A 26327-nucleotide genomic window follows, 5' to 3' on the forward strand; every position below is an offset into this window, starting at 1 on the left:
GACTGTCCCCGTGCCCACCGATCCCGCTGCAGACCCCTACACCCCGCACAGCGGCGACCGACGGTGGAGTGCGGAGCACTACGAGCTCCGGCTCGACTACCGCGTCGCCACCAACCGCCTGGACGGCACCGCGACGATCACCGCGCGCGCCCTCGAACCGCTCGACAAGGTCGTCATCGACCTGCACGGGCTCACGGTCGACCGTGTCGACGTCGACGGCCGACGCGCCAAGAAGGTGTCGACCGCCACGCACAAGGTGACCGTCACCCCGGCCGAACCGATCGCCGCCGACACCGTGTTCAGCGTGCACCTGCGGTACCGGGGCACCCCGCACCCCGTGCGCAGCGCATGGGGGCAGCTCGGGTGGGAGGAACTCTCCGACGGCGTGATCGTCGCCGCGCAGCCCACCGGGGCGCCGTCGTGGTTCCCGTGCAACGACCGCCCCGACGACAAGGCCACCTACCGCATCGAGATCGCTGCCGAGGCGGCGTACGACGTCCTGGCGAACGGCGAGCTGCTCGCCAAGGAACGTGACCGCGTCGGCACCCGCTGGACCTACGCCACCACCGAGCCGATGGCGACGTACCTGGCGACCGTGCAGATCGGCCGCTACCGCACCGCGAAGCTGCGCACGAGCGGCGTCCCCGTGACACTGCACCACCCCGCCGACCTCGCCGCCGCCGCGAAGACCGACTTCGGCCAGGTGCCGGAGATGCTCGCGCTGTTCGGTGACCGGTTCGGCCCCTACCCGTTCGCGGCGTACGCCGTCGTGGTGACCGACGACGACCTCGAGATCCCGCTCGAGGCCCACGGCCTGGCGGTGTTCGGCCGAAACCACGTCGACGGCGAGCACGGCACCGACCGTCTCATCGCCCACGAGCTCGCCCACCAGTGGTTCGGCAACTCCGTGACCGTCACCCGGTGGCAGGACATCTGGCTGCACGAAGGGTTCGCCTGCTACGCCGAGTGGCTGTGGTCCGAGGACCGCGGCGACGACACCGCCGACGTGTTGGCCGAGCGGTACCGGCAGGGACTGCTCGAGCAGCCGGAGGACCTGGTGGTCGGTGACCCGGGCGCAAAGGACATGTTCGACGACCGCGTCTACAAGCGCGGCGCCCTCGCCCTGCACGCCGTCCGCCGCACGTTCGGCGACGACGCCTTCTTCACCGGGCTGCGGAGCATCACCGAGCGGCACCGGCACGGATCCGTCACCGTGCAGGCCGTGCTCAGCGCCTTCGCGGACGCCGCCGGCCGGTCCGTCGCGGACGTCCACGCGGTGACCGGGCCCTGGGTCGACGAGGTGTCCGTGCCGGCGCTGCCCGCTGGCTAGCAGGCTTCGCCGCGTCGACTAGCCCGCCAGCTCGCCGTCGACCGGGTCGCAGCTGACCTCGGACCACACCGCGTCGAGCGACAGCCCGACCACACCGGCGACCGACGCGATCGTCGAGAACGCCGGCGTCGCGATGCGCCCGGTCTCGATCTTCCGGAGCGTCTCCGGCGAGATCCCCGCAGCCAGGGCGGTGTCCACGATCGACCGCGGACCCCGGGCACGACGGAGCAGCGCACCGAGGCGACGACCGCGCGCGACCTCGTCGGGGCGGAGTGGGAGACGGACCATGACCACATAGTAATACCGGTATGATCATCCGCGTGATCGAGATCCTGACCCCCGCCGAGGTCGACAAGGGCCGCGCCACCGGAGCCCTCGTCGGCACGATCCTGCAGACCCTGCGCGAACGCACCCGCGTCGGCACGAACCTGCTCGAGATCGACCGGTGGGCGAAGGAGATGATCGAGGCCGCCGGCGCCGACTCCTGCTACGTCGACTACGCCCCCTCGTTCGGCCGCGGCCCCTTCGGCCACCACATCTGCACCGCCGTGAACGACGCCGTCCTGCACGGGCTGCCCCACGACCAGGCGCTGCGCGACGGCGACCTGCTGACCCTCGACCTCGCGGTCTCCCTCGACGGCATCGCCGCCGACGCCGCGATCAGCTTCGTCGTCGGCACCGCACGCCCCGAGGACACCGCACTCATCGACGCCACCGAGCGGGCGCTGGCCGCGGGCATCGCCGCCGCCGGACCCGGGGCACGCATCGGCGACCTGTCGCACGCGATCGGCACCGTGCTCGAAGCCGCGGGCTACCCGGTGAACGTCGAGTTCGGCGGACACGGCATCGGCTCCACCATGCACCAGGACCCGCACGTGTCGAACACCGGCCGCCCGGGCCGCGGCTACACGCTCCGACCGGGGCTCCTGCTCGCGCTCGAACCGTGGGTGATGGCGGACACCGACGTCCTGGTCACCGACCCCGACGGCTGGACCCTGCGGAGTGCCACCGGAGCGCGGACCGCCCACACGGAACACACCATCGCGATCACCGAGGACGGCGCCGAGGTGCTCACGCTCCCCCGCTGACCGTCCCGACCACGTCGACGGGCAGGCCACCCGCCGCGACGACGAGCACCACGTCCGGCGCGGGGAACAGCACGGTGAGCGGTTGTCCGACACCCTCGAAGCGGGCCGTGCCGCCGACCACGTCGACGTCCACCGCGAGCGGGTCGACGCGCAGCCCGCGTCCGTCGCGTTTCAGCACGGCCTCCTTGGCCGCCCACGCGCCAGCGAGGAGCGCCGGGTCCCCGCCGGCCCGGAGCAGTTCCCCCGGCGTGAAGGCGTCGAGCGGCGCGGCGGCGACCCGGGACACCCGTTCGACGTCGACACCGAGTGCCGCCGGTCCGACCGCGAGGGCGACGACGCCCGGTGCGCGCGACAGGCTCACGCCGACCGGGACGCCCGCGGCACTCGCCCACGGACGGCCGTGGTCGGCCTCCGCGCAGTGCGGGCACACGCGCCCCGCGCGCACCGCGACCGGCTCGGCACCCGTCGCCGACGCGACGGCGGCGACCAGTGCCTCCCGGTCGTCCGCGCGCGCAGCGCCCGGTGTCCGGATGGTCACCGTGACGGCCTGGAGGCGCGGCTCACCGACCCGGGCAGCGCCCGTCGGTCGTGTGGCCCGGCCCAGAGCGGATCAGGCGTGCGTCAGCGCGATGAGCGCGACGTTCATGGTGCTGTACTGACCCTCGGAGCGGGTCGCCTGGCGAACCCGTCCGCGCAGGACCTCGTAGCGGCCGTCGTGCTCGCGCACGAAACCGATCACGCCCGTCGCCGGAGTCGACACCCGGTGGTAGCCGTCCTCGAGCGGGACGACCTCGGTGCTCGTGGTGCGTTCCATCGTTCTTCCCCTTCCGTTCATCCTCGAACAGTGGCGCCAGCATACCCCGGTACGGGGGACAAGACGTCCACAGGAAGCACCCTCCGGAGCGTTCCCCCAGAGTCTGGCGGTGCCCCTGCGTGGCCTGGATAGACTCCGGGCGACAGCGCCCTCGTGGCGCGGTCCGGGGCGGTGCCACGGGGTACCGACCGGCGACGGACGGAGGACGGATGCGAGCGGTCCAGCACGGATCGGACACGGACGGATCGAGCGGGCACAGGGGGACAACGCGGCTGTGGAGCCGTGTGACGGCTGCCCTCGTCGCGATGCTGATCGTCCTGGCTCCGGCAGCGACCGCCCACGCCACGGCGCCCGTCGACCTGGGCGGGACGTACGTCCTCGACGAGGCCGACGCGCTGACCGCACCACAGCAGGCGCGGGTCGAACAGGCCGTGCAAGACCTGTACGCCGAGACGCAGACGCAGCTGTACGTCGTGTTCGTGCCCTCCTTCTCCGATCCAACCGACCACACCGAGTGGGGTCGGGCGGTGCTCGAGAAGAACCAGATCGACAGCGACGGCATCCTGCTCTCGGTCGCGGTCACCGAGCGCAACTACGACGTGCAGCAGACGAACGAGACCGCGATCTCAGAGTCCGACGTGCAGAACGCCGTCGACGATTCGCTGCTGCCCCGGCTCAAGCAGGATGACTGGTCCGGCGCCGCCGTGGCCTTCGCCGACGGGCTGACCCAGTCGCAGGCCCCGGTCGACCTCACCTGGCTGTGGATCCTGCTGCTCGTCGTGGTCGTCGGACTCGTCGTCGTGGTCCTGGTCATCCGGACCCGCAACAAGCGCCGCACCGCAGCAGCCACCGAGGCACAGGAAGCCTCGCTCGCCGACCTCGAACGCACCGCCGGCGGCGCCCTGGTCACCATCGACGACGAACTCCGCACCGCCGAGCAAGAGGTCGGGTTCGCGAGCGCGCAGTTCGGCCCCGACGCCGCCAAGCCCTTCGCCGACGCCGTGCAGGCCGCCCAGCGCGAGGTCCGCAAGGCCTTCACGATCCGGCAGCAGCTCGACGACGAGATCCCCGACACCCCCCAGCAGCGCGCCGAGTGGGCGAACCAGATCATCGTCATCTGCGAACGGGCGCACGCCGCGATCGAGGAGCAGACCGAGGCGTTCGACCAGCTCCGCTCACTCGAGGACGGCGTCGAGGACGCCGCCGCATCGCTCGCCCAGGCCGTGGCCGCCGCACCGGCCTCGGTGGGGTCGGCAGCCGCCGCACTCGACCGCGTCCGCGCCCGCTACACCGGCCGCACCCTCGCAACCGTGGCGAACAACGTCGACCAGGCCCACCAGGTGCTCGCCTTCGCGACCGAACGCTCGAACGCGGCCACCGCCTCGATCGCCGCCGGCGACAAGGGCGAGGCTGTCGTCGCCGTGCGCGACGCCCAGCACGCCCTCGCCCAGGTGCAGCAGCTCACCGACGGCGCACTCGCCGCCGAGCAGTCCTTCGACGAGGCCACCGCCCGCGCCGCGGCGATGCGCATCGACATCCAGGGCGACGTCGCCGCCGCCCGCAGCCTGCGCTCCGGCGGTCCGGACCTCGCCGCAGCGGTCACCCGCGCCGAAGCCGTGCTCCGCCAGGGGCTCGACCCGAAAGACCCGGTCGCCGCCGTCGACGCCCTGACCCGGGCGAACACCGAGATCGACCAGGCCATCGCCGCGGCACGGGGTGCCGAGGAACAGCGCCAGCGCGCCACCCAGGCACTCGACGCCGCCCTGCGCGACGCCCGGAACCGGATCAGCCAGGCCCGCGACTACGTCTCCCTGCACCGCGGCGGCATCGGTCCGACTGCCCGGACGCGACTGTCCGAGGCCCAGCGTGCCTACGACGACGCCGTCGAACTCGCCCCGAGCAACCCCGGCCAGGCGCTGAACGCTGCCCGCGCGGCCGAGCAGTACGCCGCAGCCGCGATGGACGCCGCGAACGACGACCTGGACGGCTGGGGCGGCGGTCAGGGCGGAGGCGGTGGCGGCGCCCAGCTCGGCGGACTCGTCACCGGACTCGTCCTCGGCGGCCTGCTCGGTGGTCGCGGCGGCAGCTACGGCGGCGGTTCCTTCGGGGGCGGCGGCTTCGGCGGCGGCGGCGGCTTCAGCGGCGGTGGCGGCTTCGGCGGAGGTGGCGGCGGAGGGGGCGGCGGCTTCTCCGGCGGCGGCCGCTTCTGACCCGACGGACTCCCCCGGCACCCAGAACCAGACACGACCCGACAACACCGTCCACAGGACTTCCACGAAAGGGAACAGCAATGGCCAAGCAGACCATCTTCGGACGCATCTCCACCCTCGTTCGCGCGAACATCAACCAGATCATCGACGACGCCGAGGACCCGCAGAAGATGCTGGACCAGCTCGTCCGCGACTACACGAACAACATCGCCGACGCGAAGACCGCGATCGCGCAGACCATCGGCAACGTCCGCCTGCTCGAGCAGGACCACGAGGAGGACAAGAAGGCCGCGGTCGAGTGGGGCCAGAAGGCCGCCAACGCGTCCACCGCAGCCGACAAGTACCGCTCCGAGGGCAAGTCGGCCGAGGCCGACAAGTTCGACAACCTCGCCAAGATCGCGATCGGCAAGCAGATCGCTGCCGAGCAGGAGGTCAAGGACGCCGAGCCGAACCTGGCGTCGCAGAACGAGGCGGTCGAGAAGCTCAAGACCGGTCTCGCCGGCATGGAGCAGAAGCTCGAGCAGCTCCGCGCGAAGCGGGACAACCTCGTCGCCCGCTCGAAGACCGCCGAGGCCCAGTCCCGCGTCAACGACGCCCTCGGCAACATCGACGTGCTCGACCCGACGAGCGACCTCGGCCGCTTCGAGGAGAAGGTCCGCCGCGAAGAGGCGAAGGTGCTCGGCCAGCAGGAGCTGCAGTCGTCGAGCCTCGACGCCCAGTTCGAGAGCCTCGAGGACGTCGGCAAGGACGCCGAGGTCGAAGCACGGCTCGCCGCGCTGAAGTCCGGCGGATCCTCGAGCATCTGACGAACACCCTGACGACGCCGGACCCCAGCTGACAGACTGAGACGATGCACTTCCTCGTGGTCGGTCAGTGGCAGGGTTCGGCGTCGTCGCGCGCGATGCGCCTGGGTGACGGCGCGTCGGCGATCGCAGCCGACCTCCCCCGGGCGTCCACCACCGTGGTCGATGTCCCGGCCGGCGCCGGAGACCGCCTCGAGACCGCGGTCGCCCGCTACACCTCGGTGCTCGCCGTCGCCGAACGCGTCGCGGAGGAGACCGCCGTCGCCACCGAACCGGTGCTCGTCGTCGGCGGTGACGGCGCCAGTGTCCTCGGCGCGACCGCCGCCCTTCTGCCGGACACCGCGTTCGTCCGGATCTCCGGCTCCAGCGGGTACCGCGCGCTCAACCGTGCCCAGCCCGTCGCCGCCGAGACCGCCGCCCTGCGTCTGCTGGTCGACCGCCCCGACGACCTGTTCCCCGGCCTGCCGGTGGTGCCGGCGTCCTCGGTCGTCGTCGCCGGGGTCCGCGGGGTCGAGGACGCCGAGCGCGCCGCCCTCGACAAGGCCGGGATCGTGCACCTCGACGTCGACGCCGCCACACCGGACGCCCTCGCCGCAGCGGTCGAGCGCACCGGTGCGTCGTCCGTCTTCGTGCACGTCGACCTCGACGTCCTCGACCCGTCCGAGGTCGACGGACTGCTCGAACCCGTGCCGTTCGGCCTCGACGGCGCAGCGCTCGTCGAGCGCATCCAGGCCGCGACGCGCGGCCGGCGCCTCGCCGGCGCCGCACTCACCGGGTTCGCGCCCGTCGACCCGGGCCGTGCAGTGGACGACCTCGGCGTGATCCTGCGCGTCGTCGGCGCGGTGACCAGCGCCTCCCGGGTGGGTTGACCACGCACCCCGCGCGCCCGGCGCACCCCATGCCGGTCCGCGTACGCTCGGCCGCATGACGGACTACGACCTCATCGTGATCGGCGCCGGCGCAGTCGGCGAGAACGTGGCGGACTACGCCAGGAAGCGCGACCTGTCGGTCGCCATCGTGGAGGCCGAGCTCGTCGGCGGCGAATGCTCGTACTGGGCGTGCATGCCCTCGAAGGCACTCCTGCGCAGCGGACACGCCCTCGCCGCGGCCAAGCGGCTCGACGGTGCGAAGCAGGCCGTGACCGGCACGCTCGACGCCGCCCACGTGCTGGCCCGCCGCAACTCGTTCACCTCGGACTGGAAGGACGACAGCCAGGTCTCGTGGCTCGAGTCCGCCGGCATCGACCTGATCCGCGGGCACGCCCGCATCACCGGACCGAAGACCATCGACGTCGACGGCGAGACGCACACCGCCCGTGCTGCCGTCGCGGTCGTCACCGGCTCCCTGCACACGCTGCCCCCGGTGCCCGGTCTCGCCGACGCGAAGCCGTGGGGCACCCGCGAGGGCACCAGCGCCCAGCAGGTCCCCGAGAGCCTGCTCGTCGTCGGCGGCGGCGTCTCCGGCTCCGAACTCGCCACCGCGTGGGCCTCGCTCGGTGCGAAGGTCACCCTCGTCGCCCGGCACGGCCTGCTCGGCGGCATGGAGCCCTTCGCCGGGGAACTCGTCGCCGACTCCCTGCGCGAACTCGGGGTCGACGTCCGCACCGGCGTCAACCCGGTCCGCGTCGACCGTGACGAGCACGGCCTCGTCACGACGGAACTCGACGACGGCACCACGGTCATCACGAGCGAGGTGCTCGCCGCCACCGGCCGCGCCGCCCACACACGCGACCTCGGGCTCGAGACGGTCGGCCTGACCGCCGGAGACTGGCTCGACGTCGACGACACGATGCTCGTGCACGGCACCGACTGGCTGTACGCCGTCGGCGACGTCAACCACCGCGTCCTGCTCACCCACCAGGGCAAGTACCAGGCCCGTGCCGCCGGCGAGGCGATCGCCGCCCGGTACCAGGGCACGCCGCTGCACACCGAGCCGTGGGGTGCGCACGTCGCCACCGCCGACCACGCCGCCGCGCCGCAGGTCACCTTCACCGACCCCGAGGTCGCGAGCGTCGGCCTGACCGAGGCGAAGGCCCGTGAGCAGGGGCTGAACGTCCGCGCCGTCGAGTACGACCTCGGTGCGATCGCCGGGTCCTCGCTGCAGGCCGACGGTTACACGGGCCGCGCGAAGATGGTCGTCGACGAGGACCGCCGGGTCGTCGTGGGCGTCACGTTCGTCGGCCAGGACGTCGCCGAGATGCTGCACGGCGCCACCGTCGCCGTCGTGGGCGAGGTCCCGATCGACCGCCTGTGGCACGCGGTGCCGGCCTACCCGACGATGAACGAGATCTGGCTCCGCCTGCTCGAGACGTACGGCCGCCCGGCCTGAGCGTGCGCAACCCGCTGCTCGACTCCCCCGTGTCCCGTGCGGGGTGGGTGTTCGCGACCGCCGTCGGGCTCGCCGTGGGCGTCCCCCTGTCGACCGGGCGGATCCGGGTGGAGGACGGGCTCGTGGTCTGCACGGGGCTGCCGCGCTGGGTGTTCCGGCGCGGCGGCACCTGCGTCGGTTCGGTGTACCTGACGCGCGACAACGACGGCCCTCGGGTGCTCCGGCACGAGCGGGTGCACGTCGAGCAGTGGCGCCGGTATGGGATGCTCATGCCGCTGCTCTACGCCGTGGCCGGGCGGGATCCCCTGCGGAACCGGTTCGAGGTCGAGGCCGGTCTGGAGGACGGCGGGTACCGCTGACGGGTGCGGGTGCGGGTGCGCGAGCTGTCGTCCCGACGCCGGTCGGGCGGCAGTTCGTGCGGCCTCGCTGAGCCGGCCGGCCGGGGCCCGGTCGGTCACAACTCCCCGCCGGCAGGGCGGCGAGCGGTCGCAGACCGTCGCCTGCGGCGCCGCCAGCCGACGGTTCGTGACCGCACGACGTGCGGCCCACGACGAGTCGTGACCACTCGGCGGCAGGCGGGCCCCAGGCGACGAAACGCGACCAGCCGAAGGCCTGGAGGCGCGTGGCGGCGCCGCCACGCGCCTCCCGGCCACCGCGCCCCACCCCACTGCACCCGCGCGGGTCGCAACACCCCGCCGGGCCCGCGCCGAGCGGTCGCAGACCGTCGCCTGCGGCGCCGCCAGCCGACGGCTCCTGACCACTCGCGCGCCGGCCCACGACGATTCGCGACCATTCGGTGGCAGGCGGGCCAGGCGACGAAACGCGACCAGCCGACGGCCTGGAGGCGCGTGTCGGCGCCGCCACGGGCCTCCCGGCCGCCGCGCCCCACCCCACTGCACCCGCGCGGGTCGCAACACCCCGCCGGGCCCGCGCCGAGCGGTCGCAGACCGTCGCCTGCGGCGCCGCCAGCCGACGGTTCCTGACCACACGACGTGCGGCCCACGACGAGTCGTGACCACTCGGCGGCAGGCGGGCCCCAGGCGACGAAACGCGACCAGCCGAAGGCCGGGAGGCGCGTGGCGGCGCCGCCACGCGCCTCCCGGCCACCGCGCCCCACCCCACTGCACCCGGTCGCCGGTCGCAACAACCCGCCAGGCGCGCAGCGAGCGGTCGCAGACCGTCGCCTGCGACGCCGCCAGCCGACGGTTCCTGACCACACGACGTGCAGCCCACGACGATTCGCGACCACTCGGCAGCAGGCAGGCCAGGCGACGAAACGCGACCAGCCGACGGCCTGGAGGCGCGTGGCGGCGCCGGGACAGGGCCACGGCAGGTCGCAACACCTCGTCGGGCGCGCGCCGCGCGGTCGCAGACCGTCGCCTGCGGCGCCGCCAGCCGACGGTTCGTGACCACTCGCGCGCCGGCCCACGACGAGTCGTGACCAGCCCCACCCAGCCGCCGCCGCAGCCGCGCGTCAGGCCGCGGGCCGCCGCGGCACCACGAGCGGCGTGCCGGTCTCGGGGTCGGGGACGACGACGCACGGCAGGCCGAAGACATCCTCGACGAGGTCCGCGGTGAGCACCGACGACGGCTCCCCCGAGGCGACGATCGCACCGTCGCGCATCGCGATGACGTGGGTGGCGTAGCGGGCGGCCTGGTTCAGGTCGTGCAGCACCGCGACGACCGTGCGGCCGGCGGCGTGCAGCGTCGAGGCGAGTTCGAGCACGTCGTACTGGTGCGCGATGTCGAGGAACGTCGTCGGCTCGTCGAGCAGCACGATGTCGGTCTGCTGCGCGAGCACCATCGCGATCCACACCCGCTGCCGCTGGCCGCCGGAGAGCTCGTCGACGCTGCGGTCGGCGAGTTCCACCGTCGACGTCTGCTCCAGTGCGGCCTGCACGGCCTGCCGGTCGGACCCGGACGACGGGTGCAGCAGGTCCTGGTGCGGGAACCGGCCCCGGGACACGAGGTCGCGCACGGTGATGCCGTCGGGGGCGATCGGGGTCTGCGGGAGCATCCCGACCCGGCGGGCGACGGCCTTCGGGCGGTACGAGTCGATCGGCGCACCGTCGAGGTACACCGTGCCGGCACGGGGCTTCAGGGTGCGGGCGAAGGACTTCAGCAGCGTCGACTTGCCGCAGGCGTTCGGGCCGACGATGACCGTCAGCTCACCGTCGGGGATGTCGACGTCGAGCGTGTCCACCACGACCCGGTCGTCGTACGCCAGGGTCAGCCCGCGGGCGCCCAGCGCGGTGGTCGGGACCGGGCCGTGCGCGGCACCCGCGGTCGGCATCAGTGCTCGGCCTTGCCGTGCCGCCAGTAGCCCATGAACGCGACCTGCTTGCGGTCGATGCCGACGCCGCGCACCAGGTGGCGGCGGAGTTCCTTGACGCAGCCGGCCTCGCCCGCGATCCACGCGTACACGGGACGATCGTCGACCGCGGCGGGGACGTCCCACAGCACCTGCTCGTCGACGTCGACGTCGGTGAGCTCGGCGGCCGGCTCGCACGCGGCGGCAACGGCTGGTGCGACGGTGGAGGCCCAGGCGTGCACCTGGTCGGTCATCCGGACGCCGTGCGTGGCGCCGTTGCGGGCGATCCAGCGGACCTCGACCCCGGCGGGCGCGCTGACGGGCAGCCGGTCGGCGTCGGTGGGCACCTCGATGAAGACGTGGCCGACGGTCGAGACGTCGAGGGCTTCGAGGATGGCGCAGATCGCCGGTGCGGCGGTCTCGTCCCCGGCGAGCAGGATCCGGTTCGCGTGCCCGGGAGCGAACTCGGCGGCACCGGTCGGCAGGTCCTCCGGCGACTCGGGCACGCGCGGCCCGACGATGCGCAGCTCGTCACCGACGCGGCACGCAGACACCCAGCGCGACGCCGGACCGGTGTCGCCGTGCGCGACGAAGTCGATGTCGAGCTCGCGGGCGTCCGGCCGGAACGAACGGACCGTGTACGTGCGGAGCGGGTTCCGGGTCTCGTCCGGCAGCGCGCGCCAGGCGGCGTACCAGTCCTCGTCCTCGGGCAGTTCGGAGAAGCCGATGCCGGGCAGGGGCAGCACGATCTTGATCCGCTGGTCGAGACCGACCGAGGAGAAGTCGGCGAGCGCGTCGCCCGTCAGCGTGACCCGGACGAAGTTCGGGGTGAGCGACGTCACGGCGGCCACACGGACGGAGAAGACGCGATACCGGGTTGCCACGGAACCGAGTATGGCATGCCTTACCTAACGTCTCCAGGCCCCCGGAACGGTGCGAGGATCGTCCCCGTGTCCGATGCCCCCGACGACGAATTCGCCGACCTGCCCGCCCTCGCCAGCGCGAGCGGCGTGACCACGCCGCTCCGCGCCTCCAGGCAGGTGGTCCGCACCGCGGACGGGCAGGAGATCTCCGCGATCCGGTGGGGCGACGTCGGCCAGGAGGCCCGGATCACCTACCTGCACGGGCTCGGCATCGACGCCCACAGCTTCGACACCACGGCACTCGCCGTGGGCGAGCCGGCGGTCGCCCTCGACCTGCCCGGCCACGGTCGGTCGTCGTGGCGGGAGGACGCGGACTACGCGGCCGCCGCGACCGCGCCGAGCGTGCTCGCCGCGCTCGACGCACTGGCGGTGCCGCCGGGGGTCGTCGTCGGGCACTCGCTCGGCGCCATCCTGTCGGCTCGGCTCGCGGCCACCGCGCCGGAGCGGGTCACCGGACTCGTGCTCGTCGACATGTCGCCGGACTTCGCGCAGCGTGCGGTCGACCGGATCGCCCGTGCGCTCGAGGCCGAGGAGCCGTTCGAGTCCCTCGAGCAGGTCGTCGACCGGGCGATCGAGGCTCGGGTCGGCGACGACCGGCAGGTGCTGCTTCGCGAGGCCCGGCACACGACGGCCCTCGGTGCGGACGGACGGCTCGTCCGCCGGCACCACTTCCCGCACCTGCCCGCCGGCCGGACGTCGTCGGTGGGGCGCTTCGCCGACGCGTGGCCGGACCTCGAGGCCCTGCGCGTGCCGATCCTGCTCGTCCGGGGCGACCGCGGGTACGTCTCCCCGAAGCTGCACGCCGGGTTCGCCGAGCGTCTGCCGGACGCCGAGATCGTGACGGTGACCTCGCGGCACGCGGTGCAGAACCAGGCGCCCCTCGAACTGGCGTCGGCGATCCGGGCATGGGCGGGGCGGCACGGATTGTTGCACCCGATCGAAGAACCGTCGCCGGACGGCCCCGGCCGCCGGTAGCCTCGTGCGAGCGCGAGGCCCGATCCCGCCCTCGCGCCCGGAAGGAACCCACCACCCCATGAGTCCGCTCCTGCTCCGTCGTCCTGCACGCTCCTCGCGCACCGGGCGCGCTGTCGTCGCCGCCACCGCGGTCGCCGTCGTCGCAGCCCTCGCGCTGACCGGCTGCTCCGGCTCGTCCGACACCACCGGCGGCAAGGACGCCACGGTCCGTGTCGGGCTCGTGCTCGAGCCGACGAGTCTCGACATCCGCACCCAGTCCGGGGCGGCGCTCGACCAGGTGCTCATCGACAACGTGTACCAGGGGCTCGTCGGCCGGACCGCCCAGGGCGACGTCCGCGACGTGCTGGCCTCGTCGCACCAGGTGTCCGACGACGGCCTGACGTACACGTTCACGCTGCGGGACGGCACGACGTTCCAGGACGGCAAGCCGGTCACCGCGGCCGACGTCGTGTGGTCGCTCGAGCAGGTCAAGTCGAACGACTCGTACGTCGACTCGGCCAAGCTCGCGGGCGTCACGTCGATCACCTCGCCGTCCGCGGACTCCGTCGTGCTGCAACTCGCCAAGCCCGACTCCGACCTGCTCTGGAACCTGACCGGTCGCGCCGGCCTGGTGCTCGAGAAGGCCGCGGACAACGACCTGTCCGACAGTGCGAACGGCACCGGTCCGTTCGAGGTGGCGGACTGGAAGCAGGGCGACTCGCTCACCTTCGACCGCAACGAGGACTACTGGGGCACGAAGGCGAAGGTCGCGAAGATCGTCTTCCGGTACATCACCGACCCGTCGACCGCCGTCAACGCGATGGCGAACGGTGACCTCGACGTCCTGAACCCGGTCGACGGCACCCTGAAGAGCCAGCTGCAGGGCAACGGCGACATCACGCTGCACAGCGGCAAGACGACCGACAAGTACACGCTGGCGTTCAACGACCGCAAGGAACCCTTCACCGACAAGCGCGTGCGCCAGGCGATCCGGCAGGCGATCGACGCGAAGGCGCTCATCAAGGCGATCGGCGGCACCGGCGTGGAGCAGGGCGGCCCGATCCCGGAGCTCGACCCCGGCTACGAGGACCTGACCAACATCGACGCGTACGACCCCGCGAACGCGAAGAAGCTCCTCGCCGCCGCCGGGCAGCAGGACCTGAAGCTGACGCTCACCTACGCGAACATCTACCCGACCACCATCGGCGACGTGCTGAAGTCCCAGCTCGCCGACGTCGGGATCACCCTGACCGTCAAGCGCGTCGACTTCGCCACCTGGCTGTCCTCGGTGTTCCAGGCGCCGAAGTCCGGCGAGCGGGACTTCGACCTGTCGATGGTCGACCACGTCGAGGCGCGTGACTTCGGCAACTGGGCGAACCCGGACTACTACTTCGGCTACGACAACCCGAAGGTGCAGGCGCTGTACGCCCGGTCGATCGCGGCGACCGACGAGGCCACCAAGACCGAGGCACTGCGGAAGGCCGCACGCATCGTCAGCGAGGACGCGGCCGGCGAGTGGCTCTACACGGCGACCGAGATCACCGCGGTGCGCTCCGGCGTGACGGGCTTCCCGGTCGACGGCGGCAACTCGCGCCTCGACCTGTCGAAGCTCGCGGTCAAGTGAGGCGGAGCCACACCACGCCCCGGAGCGGCCGCGTGCCCGGGGCGCACTCCATCCCCGTAGCATCGGTGTCGTGACCCGGTTCCTCATCGGGCGGGCGCTCCTGCTCGTCGTCGGCCTGCTCGTGGCGAGCGTCATCATCTTCGCCACGCTCCGCGTGCTGCCCGGTGACGTCGCCCAGGTCGTCGCCGGCACGCAGTCGACCCCGGCGCAGGTGGAGCAGCTCCGCCAGCAGCTCGGACTCGACCGGCCCGTCGTGGTGCAGTACCTCGACTGGATCGGCGGGGTGTTCCGCGGTGACCTCGGCCGTTCCCTGGTGACGAACGGTGCCGTCGCTCCGGAGATCGCGCAGAAGCTCGCGATCACCCTGCCGCTCGCCGCGATGTCGCTGGTGACCGCCCTGGTGATCGGCGTGCCGCTCGGGGTCGTCGCCGCGGTGCTCCGTCGCCGCCCGGGAGGCGCCGTCATCGGGTTCGTCGCACAGGCCGTCGCCGCCGTGCCCGTCGTGTGGGCCGGCATGCTCCTGGTCGCGCTGTTCGCCGTGACGCTGCACTGGCTGCCGACGCAGGGCTTCCCGCTCGACGGCTGGTCGGAACCCGGGCGGGCGTTCGCGTCGCTCGTGCTGCCCGCGCTGACCATCGGTGCTGTCGAGGGGGCCGTGATCCTGCGGTTCGCCCGCTCCGCCACGCTCTCCGTCCTCGACGCCGACCACCTGCGCACCGCGGCCGCGATCGGCCTCACCCGCACGCAGGCCCTGCTCCGTCACGGGCTGCCGAGCGTCGCCCTGACGGTGCTCGCCGTCCTCGGGGTGCAGATCGCCGGGCTCCTCGTCGGGGCCGTCGTCGTCGAGCAGCTGTTCTCGCTGCCCGGGGTCGGTCGGATGCTCGTGACCGACGTCGGCCGCCGTGACATCACCAAGGTGCAGTCCGAACTGCTCGTGCTCACGGGGCTCGTGCTGCTCGTCGGGTTCGCCGTCGACGTCGTGCACCGCACCCTCGACCCCCGACAGCGCGAGGTGCAGGGATGATCCGCCGCCTGGTGTCCCGACCGACCGGGGTCTTCGCCGTCGTCGTGCTCGGCCTGCTGGTCGTGCTCGCCGCCGTGTCGCTCGTCTGGACGCCGCAGGACCCGTTCCGCGCCGACCCGTTCCACCAGTGGGAGGGACCGAGCGCCGCGCACTGGTTCGGCACCGATGCCGCCGGCCGCGACATCGCCAGCTACCTGCTCGCCGGCACCCGCACCACCGTGCTCGTCGCCGTCGGCTCCGGCGTGATCGCGAGCGTCGTCGGCATCGTCCTCACCGCGATCGGTTCGCTCACCGCCCGCTGGGTGCGCGAGGGCACCGCGGTCCTGCTCGACATCCTGGTGGCGTTCCCGACCCTGCTCACCGCGATGCTCCTGACCGCGGTGTTCGGCGGGTCGCTCGGCGTGGTGATCGTCAGCGTCGGGCTGTCCTTCGGCGTCACGATCGCCCGCGTTGCCCGCGGCGAGATCCGGCGGATCGCCCGGAGCGACTACGTCACCGCGGCGCGGGCATCGGGCGTCGGCGGTGCCGGGGTGCTGTTCCGCCACCTGGTGCCGAACGCGGCGCCGCTGTTCACCGTGCAGCTGTCGCTCGCGATGGCCACGGCCGTGCTCGCAGAGGCCGGGCTGTCCTACCTGGGCTACGGCGCAGGGTCCGACACCGCGTCGTGGGGCAGCCTGCTGTCCGACCTGCAGACCTACATCGGGGTCCACCCGTGGAGTGCGACCTGGCCGGGCGCCGCCATCGCCCTCGTCGTCGCGGCACTCTCGCTGCTCGGCGACGCGGTGCGCGACGCCTCCGACCCGCGGCTGACGACGAGCGACCGCAGCACCGACGGCCGTCGCAGCGATCCGGCGACGACCACCCCGGGGGTGACCGCATGACCGCCGACGCACGCGACGGATCCGGCCCCACCGGCCCAGCCGGCACCGACGCGACCACCGCAGCCTCCGGGCTCGAGGTGCGCGGGTTGTCGGTCCGCATCACGGGGCGGACGATCCTCGACGACGTCAGCTTCACCGTGCCTCCCGGCCAGCGCGTCGGCGTGATCGGCGCGAGCGGATCCGGCAAGTCGATGACCTCGCTCGCCCTGATGGGCCTTGCGCCCACCGGCGCCGTCGTGACCGGCAGCGTCCGCCTGGACGGCACCGAACTCGTCGGCCTGCCCGACCGCGAGCGCGCGCGACACCGCGGATCGGGCATCGCGATGGTGTTCCAGGAGCCGGGCACCGCGCTCGACCCGTTGCGACGGGTCGGCGGGCAGATCGCCGAGCCGCTGCGCCTACACCGCGGGCTCGACCGTCGCGCGGCCCGCGCGGCGGCCGTCGACCTGGCGGCGTCCGTGGGCCTGCCCGACCCGGAATCGCTGCTGCGGCAGTACCCGCACCAGCTGTCCGGCGGGCAGCGGCAGCGGATCTGCATCGCGATGGCGATGGCGGGCGAGCCGTCGTACCTGGTGGCCGACGAACCGACCACGGCGCTCGACGTCACGACCGAGGCACGCATCCTCGACCTGTTCGAGCACCTGCCCGCGGGCATGGTGTTCGTCACCCACGACCTCGCCGTGCTCGCGCGCATCGCCGACACCGCCGTGGTGCTCGACGCCGGCCGGGTGGTCGAGCAGGGCCGGGTCGCGGACCTGCTCGCCGCGCCGCAGCACCCCGCCACCGCCGCGCTCGTCGACGCCGCACGTGCCACCGCCAGGAGGACCGCCCCGTGACCCTCCCGGCCCTGGAGACCACCGGTCTCCACCGCACCTACCGCCTCCCCCGCCGCGGCCCGTTCGAGCCCGGCCCGGTCCGCACCGCAGTCGACGGTGTCGACCTGGCGGTCGCCCCCGGCGCACGGCTCGGCATCGTCGGCGAATCGGGGTCCGGCAAGTCCACGCTGGTCCGGTTGCTCGCCGGCCTGGAGGCCCCTTCCGCCGGCACCGTCGCCGCCTCCGGTCGTCCGGTGGTCGCGTCCCGGTCCGCGCGTGCCTTGCGCTGGTTCCGTCGCGAGACCGGGGTGGTGTTCCAGGACCCGTACGCGTCCCTCGACCCGCGGATGCGCGTCGGCGCGATCGTCGCCGAGCCGCTGCGGGCACTGCAGGTCCCGGGGTCGCACGACGAGCTCGTGCGTGCCGTGCTGGAGCGCGTCGACCTGCCCGCGGACACGGTCGACCGGTACCCACACGAGTTCTCCGGCGGGCAGCGGCAGCGGATCGCGATCGCCCGGGCCGTGGTGCACTCGCCCCGGATCCTGTTCGGCGACGAGCCGATGAGCGCCCTCGACGTGGTCGTCCGTGCCCGGGTGATCGAGCTGTTCCGATCGCTCGCCGACGACCTCGGGCTGACGCTCGTGCTGGTGTCGCACGACATCGGCGTCGTCCAGCGGCTGTGCGACACGGTCGCGGTGATGTCCCACGGCAGGGTCGTCGAGCACGGGCCGGTTTCGCTCCTCGATGCGCCGCAGCACCCGGTGACGCGGGCGTTGGTGGCGGCGGCGCCGACGCTGCCGTAGGCGGGCGGGGCGGCGGCGGGCGGCGGGCGGCGGCGGCGGGCGGCGGCGCACCGTGCGCGTCCCGCCACTTAGTGCGGGCTTGCCCGCACGGAGCCGGCCCACAAGGCCGCACCAAGCGCGCAACGCCGCACCACGTGCACGAAACCGCACCGTGCGCCAGCCAGGAGGCACGGCAACGGCCCGGCCCGCGCCTCCCGACCGACGCGCACGAGCCCACCGCACCGTGCACGCCCCGCCACCCCGTGCGGGCTTGCCCGCATGGCGCCGGCCTACAAGGCCGCACCGAACAAGCAACACCGCACCACATGCACGAAACCGCACCGTGCGACAGCCAGGAGGCACGGCACCGGCCCGCCCCGCACCTCCAGACCAGACGCACACGAGCCCACCGCACCGTGCACGCCCCGTCACTCCGTGCGAGCTTGCCCGCACGGAGCCGGCCTACAAGGCCGCATCGAGCGTGCAACACCGCACCACGTGCATAAAAACGCACCGTGCACGCCCCGCCAACCCGTGCGGGCTTGCCCGCACGGAGCCGGCCTACAAGGCCGCACCGAACGTGCAACGCCGCACCAGCCTGACAACGCCGCACGGTGCGCCCCGCGCCCCGCGCCCCGCGCCCCCGGAGCCGCCCGGGCCTGGCGTCAGGCGGTCCAGGCGGCCGGGTGCCGCCGCTGCCAACGCAACCGGCGCTCGAGCTGCGCGCCGATCGCGAGCAGGACGCGCTCGCCGCCGGGGCGTCCGATCAGCTGCACGCCCATCGGCAGCCCGCCCCCGTCGGGGTGGTCGTCGTCGGTCACGCCGACCGGCAACGTGATCGCGGGGAGCCCGGACACGTTCGCCATCGACGTCCACGGCGAGTAGGCGCACTGGCGGCGGAAGTCCTCGTCCGGGTCGTCGCCGTACCAGCCGAGGGGCCGCGGCGTCATCGCGATGGTCGGCGTGAGCACCGCGTCGAACCGGTCGAACGCGCCGATGAGCGTCGTCGAGAAGGTGTCGAGCGTCGTCATCGCGTCGAGGACCTGCGTGGCGGACAGTGCCTGCCCACGCGCCACGAGCCACCCCACGAGCGGGGTCAGCGCCGACAGGTCGATGCCGGGCACCTGCGGCAGGCGGGCAGCCGAGCTCTCCCACGCCACCCGGAACGCGTCGGCGTAGGGCACGCGGGGCATCCGGACGTCCTCGACGCCGTGCCCGACCTCGCCGAGCACCCGCACGGCCGTCTCCACGGCGGCACGGGCAGCGGGATCGACGACCACGTCGACGGTGTCGTCCCACGGCGAACCGTCGAGCACCCCGACGACGAACCGGCCCTCGCCGCGGACGGCGGCCGCGGTGAACGGCCCCTCGCCGACGTCGGGGGCGGCGAGGGCGTACGGCGACGGCTCCGGCAGCCCGGTCGGCGCGACCAGCGCGTCGAGGAGCATGCCCGCGTCGGCGACGGAGCGGGTGAGCGGTCCGGCGACCGACAGGCCGCCGACGCCGGAGCGGCCGGGCATGGACGGCACACGACCGCGGCTCGGCTTCAGCCCGACGAGTCCGGTCGCCGCCGCGGGGATCCGCACCGACCCGCCGCCGTCCGAACCGATCGCGGCCGGCAGCAGCCCGGCGGCGACGGCGACGGCCGCACCGCTCGACGACCCGCCCGGCGCCCGCGTGGTGTCGTAGGGGTTCCGGGTCACGCCGAGCGGGGTCTCGGACGACGAGGACATACCGAACTCCGGTGACGCCGTCTTGCCGAGGCTGACCGTGCCGGCCGCGTCGAGCGCGGCGACGAGCGGGTGGTCGGCCGCGGCGGGCCGCTCCGGCAGGCTCGCGGTGCCGTTCCGCGTGGGCACGCCGGCACGGTCGTACAGGTCCTTGTCGGCGGACGGGAGGCCCCACAGCGGTCTCGACGTCGGCACCAGGTGGCCGAGGCGGTCGGCTCGGGCCCGGGCCGCGTCCGCGGTGACCGTCACGAAGGCACCGAGTCCGGCGTCCAGGCGTTCCACGCGGGCCAGGTAGTGCTCGGTGACCTCGAGGGCGGTCGCCTCCCCTCGACGGATCCAGTCCCAGAGTTCCTGTGCGGAGAGGTGGTGGAGTTCGAACACGGCTCCGAGCCTAGGCGGCGGCCCGTATCCTTCGACGGTGGACACGACTCTCCCCTCCGGCACGACGAAGCGCCGGATCGAACTGCGGCTCGTGAAGCCCCTGTTCGCCTGGTTCGCCCGGCCGACCGTCACCGTCGACGGGGTGGGGCACCCGGCGCAGTGGGGCACCGGCACGTGGGCGGTGCCGGACGACGGCGACACGGTGATCGGCGTGTACCTGTTCAACCGCGCGTGGCGGTTCGGGGCGGCTTCGGTGCCGGTGGGTGGTTCGAACGCGCTCGAGTACCGGGGCGGGCTGCTGCCGATCGGTGCGGGCCGGTTGACGCCGCGGGGCTGAGGGTCGCGCCGGTGGTGCCGCTCCCGCGTGGGACGATGGGCGCATGACCGCCACGCTCGTCGCCAAGGGCCTGTCCGGCGGGTACGCCGCTCGCACGCTGTTCGACTCCCTCGACCTGACGGTGGCGCCGGGCGACGTGATCGGGGTCGTCGGCGTGAACGGTGCCGGCAAGTCCACGCTGCTCCGGCTGCTGGCCGGGGTCGACGAGCCGCTGGCCGGCACGGTCTCCCTGGCGCCGACGGACGCGTTCGTGGGGTGGCTCCCCCAGGAGCACGAGCGCATCGCGGGCGAGACCGTCGCGGCGTACCTCGGGCGCCGGACCGGCTGCACCGAGGCGACGGTGACGATGGACGCAGCGGCGGCGGCCCTCGGGGACCCCGACGCCGGCGACGCAGCGGCCGACCGGTACTCGGCGGCGCTCGACCGCTGGCTCGCCGCGGGGGCCGCCGACCTGGAGGACCGGATCCCGGCGGTGCTCGCCGACCTCGGCCTCGAGCCCGGTACCGGCGACTCCGCTGCGGACGGCGTCGACCCGGACTCCCTGATGACCGCGCTGTCCGGTGGGCAGGTCGCCCGCGTCGGGCTCGCCGCGCTGCTGCTGTCACGGTTCGACATCGTCCTGCTCGACGAGCCGACCAACGACCTCGACCTGGACGGCCTCGACCGACTCGAGGCGTTCGTGCGCGGGCTGCGCGGCGGGGTGGTGCTCGTCAGCCACGACCGTGAGTTCCTGGCGCGCTCGGTGACCTCGGTGCTCGAGCTCGACCTGGCGCAGTCGTCGAACCGGCTGTTCGGTGGCGGGTACGACTCGTTCCTCGAGGAGCGCGAGATCGCCCGGCAGCACAAGCGGGACGCGTACGACGAGTTCGCGTCGACGAAGGCCGACCTGGTCTCGCGGGCACGGACGCAGCGCGAGTGGTCTAGCCAGGGTGTCCGGAACGCCATGAAGAAGAGCCCGGACAACGACAAGATCCGCCGCCGTGCCGCCTCGGAGTCGAGCGAGAAGCAGGCGCAGAAGGTCCGGCAGATGGAGTCCCGCATCGCCCGGCTCGACGAGGTCGAGGAGCCGCGAAAGGAGTGGCAGCTCGAGTTCACGATCGGCAGCGCACCCCGGTCGTCGGCCGTCGTGGCGACGCTGTCGAACGCCACGTTCACCCAGGGCGACTTCACCCTCGGCCCGGTCTCCCTGCAGGTCGACGGCGGTGACCGGATCGGCATCACCGGTCCGAACGGCGCCGGCAAGTCCACCCTGCTCCGGGCGCTGCTCGGCAGGCAGGCGCCGACGACGGGCACGGCCTCGCTCGGCTCGAGCGTCGCGGTCGGCGAGGTCGACCAGGCGCGTGCGGCGTTCACCGGCGACCAGCCCCTTGCGGCGGCGTTCGAGGCGATCGTCCCCGAGTACACGACGGCCGACGTCCGGACGCTGCTCGCGAAGTTCGGGCTCAAGGCGGACCACGTCGGCCGACCGGCCTCGGCGCTCTCCCCCGGCGAGCGCACCCGGGCCGGGCTCGCACTGCTGCAGGCCCGCGGGGTGAACGTGCTCGTGCTCGACGAGCCGACCAACCACCTGGACCTCACTGCGATCGAGCAGCTCGAGCAGGCGCTGGAGTCCTACGACGGGACCCTGCTGCTCGTCACACACGACCGGCGCATGCTGGAGACCGTCCGACTCGACCGGCAGTGGCGGGTCGAGGGCGGCACCGTCACCGAACGCTGACGGATCCACCGAACGCTGACGGATCGACCGAACGCTGACGGATCGACCGAACGCTGACGGATCGACCGAGGGGGGAAGCACCATGCGACGGAACACCTGGATCGCGACGACCGCCGGGGTGGTGGTGCTCGCCGTCGCCGCCGTCGTGGTGGGGGTGAGCGTCGGGTCGCCCGAGCCCGAGCCGGAGTCGACCCGCGCGGCACGGGCGACGACGACACCGACCCCGAGTGCCACGCGGACGCCGACGCTCGCGGCCGTCCCCCCCGCACCGTCCGACGCGACCCTGGCCGCGCTGCCGCTGGCGTTCCACGACGCGGTCGTCCCGCAGTTGCTCGACGGTTCGGACGTGGAGCCGGAGGACACCTGGCAGATCGCGACCCCGCGCACGCCGCTCGTCGCCCTGTACGCGAGCCCGTCGAGCCGCGCCCGGCCGGTGGCGACCCTGTCCCACCTGGTGTCGACGATCAACCGGCCCGCTGCGACGGCGGTCTGGGGTCGCTCCCCCGGCAAGGACGGCGGGATGCTCCTGGTGTCGACGCCGTCCCGCAACCGCACCCCCGGTGACGGCGGCGACCCGGACGCCCCGAGCGCGACGTTCGCCTGGGCCCGGGCCGCCGACTTCACGGTGGTGCGCACCGACCGGATGATCACCGTCGACGTCGCCGCCAGCACCGTGTCCGTCGTCACCCGGTCGGGCAAGGTCACCGCGACCGAGGCCGCCCGGCTCGGCACGCCGGAGGACCCCACACCGGCCGACACCGCCACCTACGTCGAGGCGGCGTACGTCGACACCCGCGTCGCGTACACGCAGGGCAACCCGATCATCCTGACCGGGGCGCACTCGTCCCGGATCCCGTCCTACGGCGGCAACGCTGCGCTGACCGCACTGCACTACTACCCGGACCCGACCGGCAGCTCGCACGGCTGCGTGCGGATCTCGGCGGAGATGACCCGCACCCTGGCGGCACTGCCCGTCGGGACGCCGATCCGGTTCAGCTGAGCACCGGCACCACCCGATCAGCCTCGCGGGATCCGGACGAGTCCGAGCCGCTCGACGACCTCGGCGCTCTCTTCTTCCGGGGTGCGGTCGGCGGCGATCGTCACGTGGGCCTCGTCGGGCTGCGGCGGCTCGAGCGTGGCGAGCTGCGACTGCAGCAGCGACGTCGGCATGAAGTGCCCGGAGCGCTGCGCCATCCGCTCCTCGATGAGCGCGCCGTCACCGGCCACGTGCACGAACACCACCCCGGGGGCCCGCAGCACGTCGCGGTACGAGCGCTTCAGGGCCGAGCAGGTCACGACGCCGTTCGTCCCGGCGTCCAGGTGCCCGCGGATCCACCCGGCGACGACGTCGAGCCACGGCCAGCGGTCCTCGTCGGTGAGCGGGGTACCGGCGTGCATCTTGTCGACGTTCGCCTGCGGGTGCATCGCGTCGCCCTCGGCGAACTCCCACCCGACCTGCTCCGCCACCATCGCGGCGACGGTCGACTTGCCGGACCCGGAGACCCCCATCACGACCAGGACGCGGGCGTCGAGCCCGGTGTCGGCCGCACCGGCAGCAGCGGTCGCACCGTGGTCTGCTGCGCCGCTCATCGGATGAACACCCCGGCCAGCAGGACCCCGAGCAGACCGAACACCGAGATGAGGCACTCGAGCACCGTCCACGTCTTGAACGTCTGCCCCACGGTGGTGCCGAGGTACCCCTTCACCAGCCAGAACCCGGCGTCGTTGACGTGCGACAGGAACACCGAGCCAGCACCGATCGCGAGCACGAGCAGCGACGTCATCGGCGTCGACAGGTCGGCAGCGATCGGTGCCATGATGCCCGCGGCGGTCACGGTGGCGACCGTGGCGGAACCGGTCGCGACGCGCACCAGGGCCGAGACGATCCAGGCGACGAGCAGCACGGAGACGCCGGAGTCCTTCACGGCGTCGGCGATCACGCCGCCGATGCCGGTGTCGATGAGCACCTGCTTGAAGCCACCGCCGGCGCCGACGATGAGCAGCACCCCGGCGATCGGGGGCAGCGCGCTCTCGAGCGACTTCGACACCGCGGAGCGGTCCATGCCGCCGCCGATCGCGAAGAAGACCATGGCGTAGACGGCGGCGATGCCGATGGCGATCATCGGGGAGCCGAGGAAGTCGAGCAGGCTCACCCACGAGCCGGCGGCGTCCGGCGCGGTGGCCTCACGGATCGCCTGGGCGAGCATGAGCACGACCGGCAGCAGGATGCCGATCAGCGCGACGGTGAACGACGGGCTGCGCGGCTCGCTGATGACGCGCGTGAAGTCGCTCTTGCCGTTGGGCAGGGACGCGGTGTCCTGCGTGGCGGGGCCGCGCCGGGCCTCCCGTCCGGGGTGCGCCGGGTCGTCGGCGAAGGCGGCGGACCCGGAACCCGACCCCGAGGCGGAACCCGACCCCGGCCCGGCGGTGGCGACCGCCCCACGCGACCCGAACATGTCGGGCACGGGGATGTCGACCCAGCGGGCCGCGAAGCGGGCGAAGAGCGGCCCGGCCAGGATGATCACCGGGATCGCCAGCACGATGCCGAAGGCGAGCGTGGTGCCGAGGTTCGCGCCGACGGTGGAGATCGCGACGAGCGGGCCGGGGTGTGGCGGGACGAACGCGTGCATCGTGGACAGGCCGACCAGGGCGGGGACGGCGATCTTCATGATCGGCACCTCGCTGCGCTTGGCGACGAGCACGATGATCGGGATGAGCAGGACGAGGCCGACCTCGAAGAACATCGGGAGCCCGATGAGCGCCCCGATCAGGGCCATCGTCCACGGCAGCGCCGCCTTCGACGACTTCCGCACCAGGGTGTCCACCACGCGGTCCGCTGCTCCGGAGTCGACGAGCATCTTGCCGAACATCGCCCCGAGTCCGACCAGGATGCCGACGCTCGTCATGGTCGCGCCGAAGCCGTCGCCGAAGCTGGTGACCGCCTTGTCCGGAGCGAGCCCTGCACCGATACCGACGCCGAGCGCACCGATCGTGAGCGCGATGAACGGGTGCACCTTGAGCCAGGTGATGAGCGCGATGATCACCACGATGCCGACGAGTGCCGCGATGATCAGCTGCGGGATCGAACCGGACGGGTCGACCGTCTCGGTGGTGCCACCTGCGGCGAGCAGGTGGTCCGGGAGAGCGTGAGGCATCAGCGCCCCTTCCTGGAGTCGCTGCTGCGCGGCTCCGTCGCCTTCGTGTCGAGGGTGGACTGGCGCGACGAACGCCGACCCTCAATAATCTGATTAATCAGACTATACGACGTCGTCCCGCGCGCCAACCGCCCGTCCCCGGAGTCTGCCGCTTCGATGGGATCGGTGTCACGGCGACCGCGTGACCCGTACTGCACGGAGGAACGATGCCCACGGCACGCGGACTGCACGCCCAGGTGCTCGACACGCTCGGCCAGCGGATCGTCGACGGCGACCTGGCCACGGGTTCCGTCGTCCGGCCCGACGTGGTCGCCGACGAGTTCGGGGTGTCCCGCTCCGTCGTCCGCGAGGCCCTGCGCGTGCTGCAGTCGCTCGGCCTGGTCGAGCCCCGGCAGCGCGTCGGCACGCTCGTCCGCGACATCACCGCCTGGGAACTGCTCGCCCCGACCGTCATCCGGTGGCGGGGCACGTCACCGGCGTACTTCGTGCAGCAGCGCGAGCTGGTCGAACTCCGGCTCGGGGTCGAACCGGTCGCGGCGTCCCTGACTGCTGGCACCGACGGCGCCTCCGCCGTGCTCGCCGCCGCCGAGGACATGCTCGACGCCTGCGGGCGCGAGGACAGCCGCGCCTACCTGGAGGCCGACGTCCGCTTCCACCGTGCACTGCTCACCGGGTCGGGGAACGCCGTGTTCGCGCACTTCGCCGGCACCGTCGAGGCGCTCCTGCGCACCCGGACGTCGGAGTCGCGCGACCCGATCACGCGCTGGACGCGCGAAGCGGCGCTCCGGCACCAGGCGGTCGGTCGCGCAGCGGTCGACGGCGATGCCGACGCCGCTGCGGCAGCGGCGACCGCGCTGCTGCGCGTGACGCGCGACGAGTTCATCACCGAGGCTGCGGCAGGCTGACGCGACCGGGCGACGTCCTGGAGGCGCGTGCCGGGCCCGCCACGGGCCTCCCGTCCGCCCTGCAGGGAGCGACCACACCAGCGCTCGACCCGGAGCTGCTGGTCACCACGGGCAGAGCCGCACCCACATGAGCGGTCGCTCAGGAGGTTCAGGACTTGCGCCCCACGGGTTGTGGTGCGCGCGGTCCTGACTAGCCTGTTGCCGGGGGAGCATCT

At 73.3% G+C, this 26327-nt stretch carries 25 protein-coding genes; 17 read left to right on the forward strand and 8 right to left on the reverse strand.

All coding sequences use genetic code 11. The annotated features are described in order from the left end of the window. Positions 1 to 10 precede the first annotated feature (10 nt). Positions 11 to 1330: a M1 family metallopeptidase gene (locus ACL00U_RS09960; protein WP_231564085.1), complete on the forward strand. Its 1320-nt coding sequence runs from the start codon at positions 11 to 13 to the stop codon at positions 1328 to 1330. Positions 1331 to 1348: 18 nt separating this feature from the next. Here the strand turns inward: ACL00U_RS09960 and ACL00U_RS09965 are convergent, their stop codons facing one another. Further along, positions 1349 to 1618 (reverse strand): helix-turn-helix domain-containing protein, encoded by a 270-nt coding sequence (locus tag ACL00U_RS09965; RefSeq protein ID WP_031259117.1) that lies wholly within the window; start codon positions 1616 to 1618, stop codon positions 1349 to 1351. A 32-nt stretch (positions 1619 to 1650) separates the two neighbouring features. On the opposite strand from ACL00U_RS09965, the gene map reads away from it, so the two are divergent. Then, positions 1651 to 2418 (forward strand): type I methionyl aminopeptidase, encoded by a 768-nt coding sequence (map, locus tag ACL00U_RS09970; RefSeq protein ID WP_031259118.1) that lies wholly within the window; start codon positions 1651 to 1653, stop codon positions 2416 to 2418. Here the strand turns inward: map and ACL00U_RS09975 are convergent. Both ACL00U_RS09975 and ACL00U_RS09980 read right to left on the reverse strand, forming a co-directional pair. Then, positions 2402 to 2956: a 4'-phosphopantetheinyl transferase family protein gene (locus ACL00U_RS09975; protein ID WP_412873345.1), complete on the reverse strand. Its 555-nt coding sequence runs from the start codon at positions 2954 to 2956 to the stop codon at positions 2402 to 2404. The genes map and ACL00U_RS09975 overlap by 17 nt on opposite strands. Positions 2957 to 3028: 72 nt before the next feature. Continuing rightward, positions 3029 to 3232, reverse strand: coding sequence for a hypothetical protein (locus ACL00U_RS09980; protein WP_017885770.1), 204 nt, complete (start codon positions 3230 to 3232; stop codon positions 3029 to 3031). Positions 3233 to 3537: 305 nt separating this feature from the next. Between ACL00U_RS09980 and ACL00U_RS09985 the strand changes: the two genes are divergently transcribed. The 5 genes from ACL00U_RS09985 to ACL00U_RS10005 all read left to right on the forward strand — a co-directional run bounded on the left by ACL00U_RS09985 (position 3538) and on the right by ACL00U_RS10005 (position 8932). After that, the gene (locus tag ACL00U_RS09985; RefSeq protein WP_412873346.1) at positions 3538 to 5442 is read left to right on the forward strand and encodes a TPM domain-containing protein; all 1905 of its coding nucleotides are present in this window, start codon (positions 3538 to 3540) and stop codon (positions 5440 to 5442) included. A gap of 80 nt (positions 5443 to 5522) precedes the next feature. After that, on the forward strand, positions 5523 to 6248 hold the full coding sequence (locus tag ACL00U_RS09990; RefSeq protein ID WP_017885772.1) for a PspA/IM30 family protein: 726 nt from the start codon (positions 5523 to 5525) through the stop codon (positions 6246 to 6248). 44 nt (positions 6249 to 6292) lie between these two features. Then, a complete protein-coding gene (locus ACL00U_RS09995) occupies positions 6293 to 7114 on the forward strand; it encodes an arginase family protein (protein ID WP_412873347.1) in 822 nt (273 codons plus the stop codon). 55 nt (positions 7115 to 7169) lie between these two features. Continuing rightward, positions 7170 to 8573: a dihydrolipoyl dehydrogenase family protein gene (locus ACL00U_RS10000; protein WP_412873348.1), complete on the forward strand. Its 1404-nt coding sequence runs from the start codon at positions 7170 to 7172 to the stop codon at positions 8571 to 8573. A 2-nt stretch (positions 8574 to 8575) separates the two neighbouring features. Then, entirely contained in the window at positions 8576 to 8932 is a 357-nt protein-coding gene (locus ACL00U_RS10005; protein WP_175330772.1) for a Fe-S oxidoreductase, read from the forward strand. Between the two features lie 1115 nt (positions 8933 to 10047). Here the strand turns inward: ACL00U_RS10005 and ACL00U_RS10010 are convergent. Next, positions 10048 to 10866, reverse strand: a complete 819-nt coding sequence (locus tag ACL00U_RS10010) for an ABC transporter ATP-binding protein (protein WP_017885776.1) — start codon at positions 10864 to 10866, stop codon at positions 10048 to 10050. Beyond that, a complete protein-coding gene (locus tag ACL00U_RS10015) occupies positions 10866 to 11768 on the reverse strand; it encodes a siderophore-interacting protein (RefSeq protein ID WP_235045646.1) in 903 nt (300 codons plus the stop codon). The genes ACL00U_RS10010 and ACL00U_RS10015 overlap by 1 nt, the downstream gene beginning before the upstream one ends. A 66-nt stretch (positions 11769 to 11834) precedes the next feature. Between ACL00U_RS10015 and ACL00U_RS10020 the strand changes: the two genes are divergently transcribed. From ACL00U_RS10020 to ACL00U_RS10045, 6 genes are all read left to right on the forward strand, one after another. Further along, positions 11835 to 12782 (forward strand): alpha/beta fold hydrolase, encoded by a 948-nt coding sequence (locus ACL00U_RS10020; protein ID WP_194590503.1) that lies wholly within the window; start codon positions 11835 to 11837, stop codon positions 12780 to 12782. 58 nt (positions 12783 to 12840) lie between these two features. Next, the gene (locus ACL00U_RS10025; protein ID WP_259495543.1) at positions 12841 to 14385 is read left to right on the forward strand and encodes an ABC transporter substrate-binding protein; all 1545 of its coding nucleotides are present in this window, start codon (positions 12841 to 12843) and stop codon (positions 14383 to 14385) included. A 70-nt stretch (positions 14386 to 14455) separates the two neighbouring features. Next, positions 14456 to 15409 (forward strand): ABC transporter permease, encoded by a 954-nt coding sequence (locus tag ACL00U_RS10030; RefSeq protein WP_159557983.1) that lies wholly within the window; start codon positions 14456 to 14458, stop codon positions 15407 to 15409. Then, on the forward strand, positions 15406 to 16290 hold the full coding sequence (locus ACL00U_RS10035) for an ABC transporter permease (RefSeq protein WP_159557981.1): 885 nt from the start codon (positions 15406 to 15408) through the stop codon (positions 16288 to 16290). The genes ACL00U_RS10030 and ACL00U_RS10035 overlap by 4 nt, the downstream gene beginning before the upstream one ends. Continuing rightward, positions 16287 to 17126 (forward strand): ABC transporter ATP-binding protein, encoded by an 840-nt coding sequence (locus ACL00U_RS10040; RefSeq protein ID WP_259552696.1) that lies wholly within the window; start codon positions 16287 to 16289, stop codon positions 17124 to 17126. The genes ACL00U_RS10035 and ACL00U_RS10040 overlap by 4 nt, the downstream gene beginning before the upstream one ends. Beyond that, on the forward strand, positions 17123 to 17908 hold the full coding sequence (locus ACL00U_RS10045; RefSeq protein ID WP_259495537.1) for an ABC transporter ATP-binding protein: 786 nt from the start codon (positions 17123 to 17125) through the stop codon (positions 17906 to 17908). Before ACL00U_RS10040 ends, ACL00U_RS10045 begins: the two co-directional genes overlap by 4 nt. 644 nt (positions 17909 to 18552) lie before the next feature. On the opposite strand, the gene ACL00U_RS10050 is transcribed toward ACL00U_RS10045, so the two are convergent. Beyond that, a complete protein-coding gene (locus ACL00U_RS10050) occupies positions 18553 to 19998 on the reverse strand; it encodes an amidase (RefSeq protein ID WP_412873349.1) in 1446 nt (481 codons plus the stop codon). A 37-nt stretch (positions 19999 to 20035) separates the two neighbouring features. Between ACL00U_RS10050 and ACL00U_RS10055 the strand changes: the two genes are divergently transcribed. The 3 genes from ACL00U_RS10055 (at position 20036) to ACL00U_RS10065 (ending at position 23052) form a co-directional block, all read left to right on the forward strand. After that, complete coding sequence (locus tag ACL00U_RS10055; protein ID WP_017888165.1) at positions 20036 to 20335, forward strand: hypothetical protein; 300 nt, start codon at positions 20036 to 20038, stop codon at positions 20333 to 20335. A gap of 43 nt (positions 20336 to 20378) precedes the next feature. Further along, the gene (locus tag ACL00U_RS10060; RefSeq protein ID WP_412873350.1) at positions 20379 to 22052 is read left to right on the forward strand and encodes an ABC-F family ATP-binding cassette domain-containing protein; all 1674 of its coding nucleotides are present in this window, start codon (positions 20379 to 20381) and stop codon (positions 22050 to 22052) included. A gap of 82 nt (positions 22053 to 22134) precedes the next feature. Next, positions 22135 to 23052: a L,D-transpeptidase gene (locus ACL00U_RS10065; protein ID WP_412873351.1), complete on the forward strand. Its 918-nt coding sequence runs from the start codon at positions 22135 to 22137 to the stop codon at positions 23050 to 23052. A gap of 17 nt (positions 23053 to 23069) precedes the next feature. On the opposite strand, the gene ACL00U_RS10070 is transcribed toward ACL00U_RS10065, so the two are convergent. Next, positions 23070 to 23642 carry a gluconokinase gene (locus ACL00U_RS10070; protein ID WP_412873352.1) on the reverse strand — a complete coding sequence of 191 codons (573 nt, stop codon included), beginning with the start codon at positions 23640 to 23642 and terminating at the stop codon, positions 23070 to 23072. Further along, a complete protein-coding gene (locus ACL00U_RS10075) occupies positions 23639 to 25207 on the reverse strand; it encodes a GntP family permease (RefSeq protein WP_042539610.1) in 1569 nt (522 codons plus the stop codon). The genes ACL00U_RS10070 and ACL00U_RS10075 overlap by 4 nt, the downstream gene beginning before the upstream one ends. 206 nt (positions 25208 to 25413) lie before the next feature. On the opposite strand from ACL00U_RS10075, the gene ACL00U_RS10080 reads away from it, so the two are divergent. Further along, complete coding sequence (locus ACL00U_RS10080) at positions 25414 to 26112, forward strand: FadR/GntR family transcriptional regulator (protein ID WP_017888170.1); 699 nt, start codon at positions 25414 to 25416, stop codon at positions 26110 to 26112. Positions 26113 to 26327 lie beyond the last annotated feature (215 nt).

Source organism: Curtobacterium poinsettiae, assembly GCF_047226435.1.
In the GTDB taxonomy this organism is placed as follows: Bacteria; Actinomycetota; Actinomycetes; order Actinomycetales; family Microbacteriaceae; genus Curtobacterium; species Curtobacterium poinsettiae.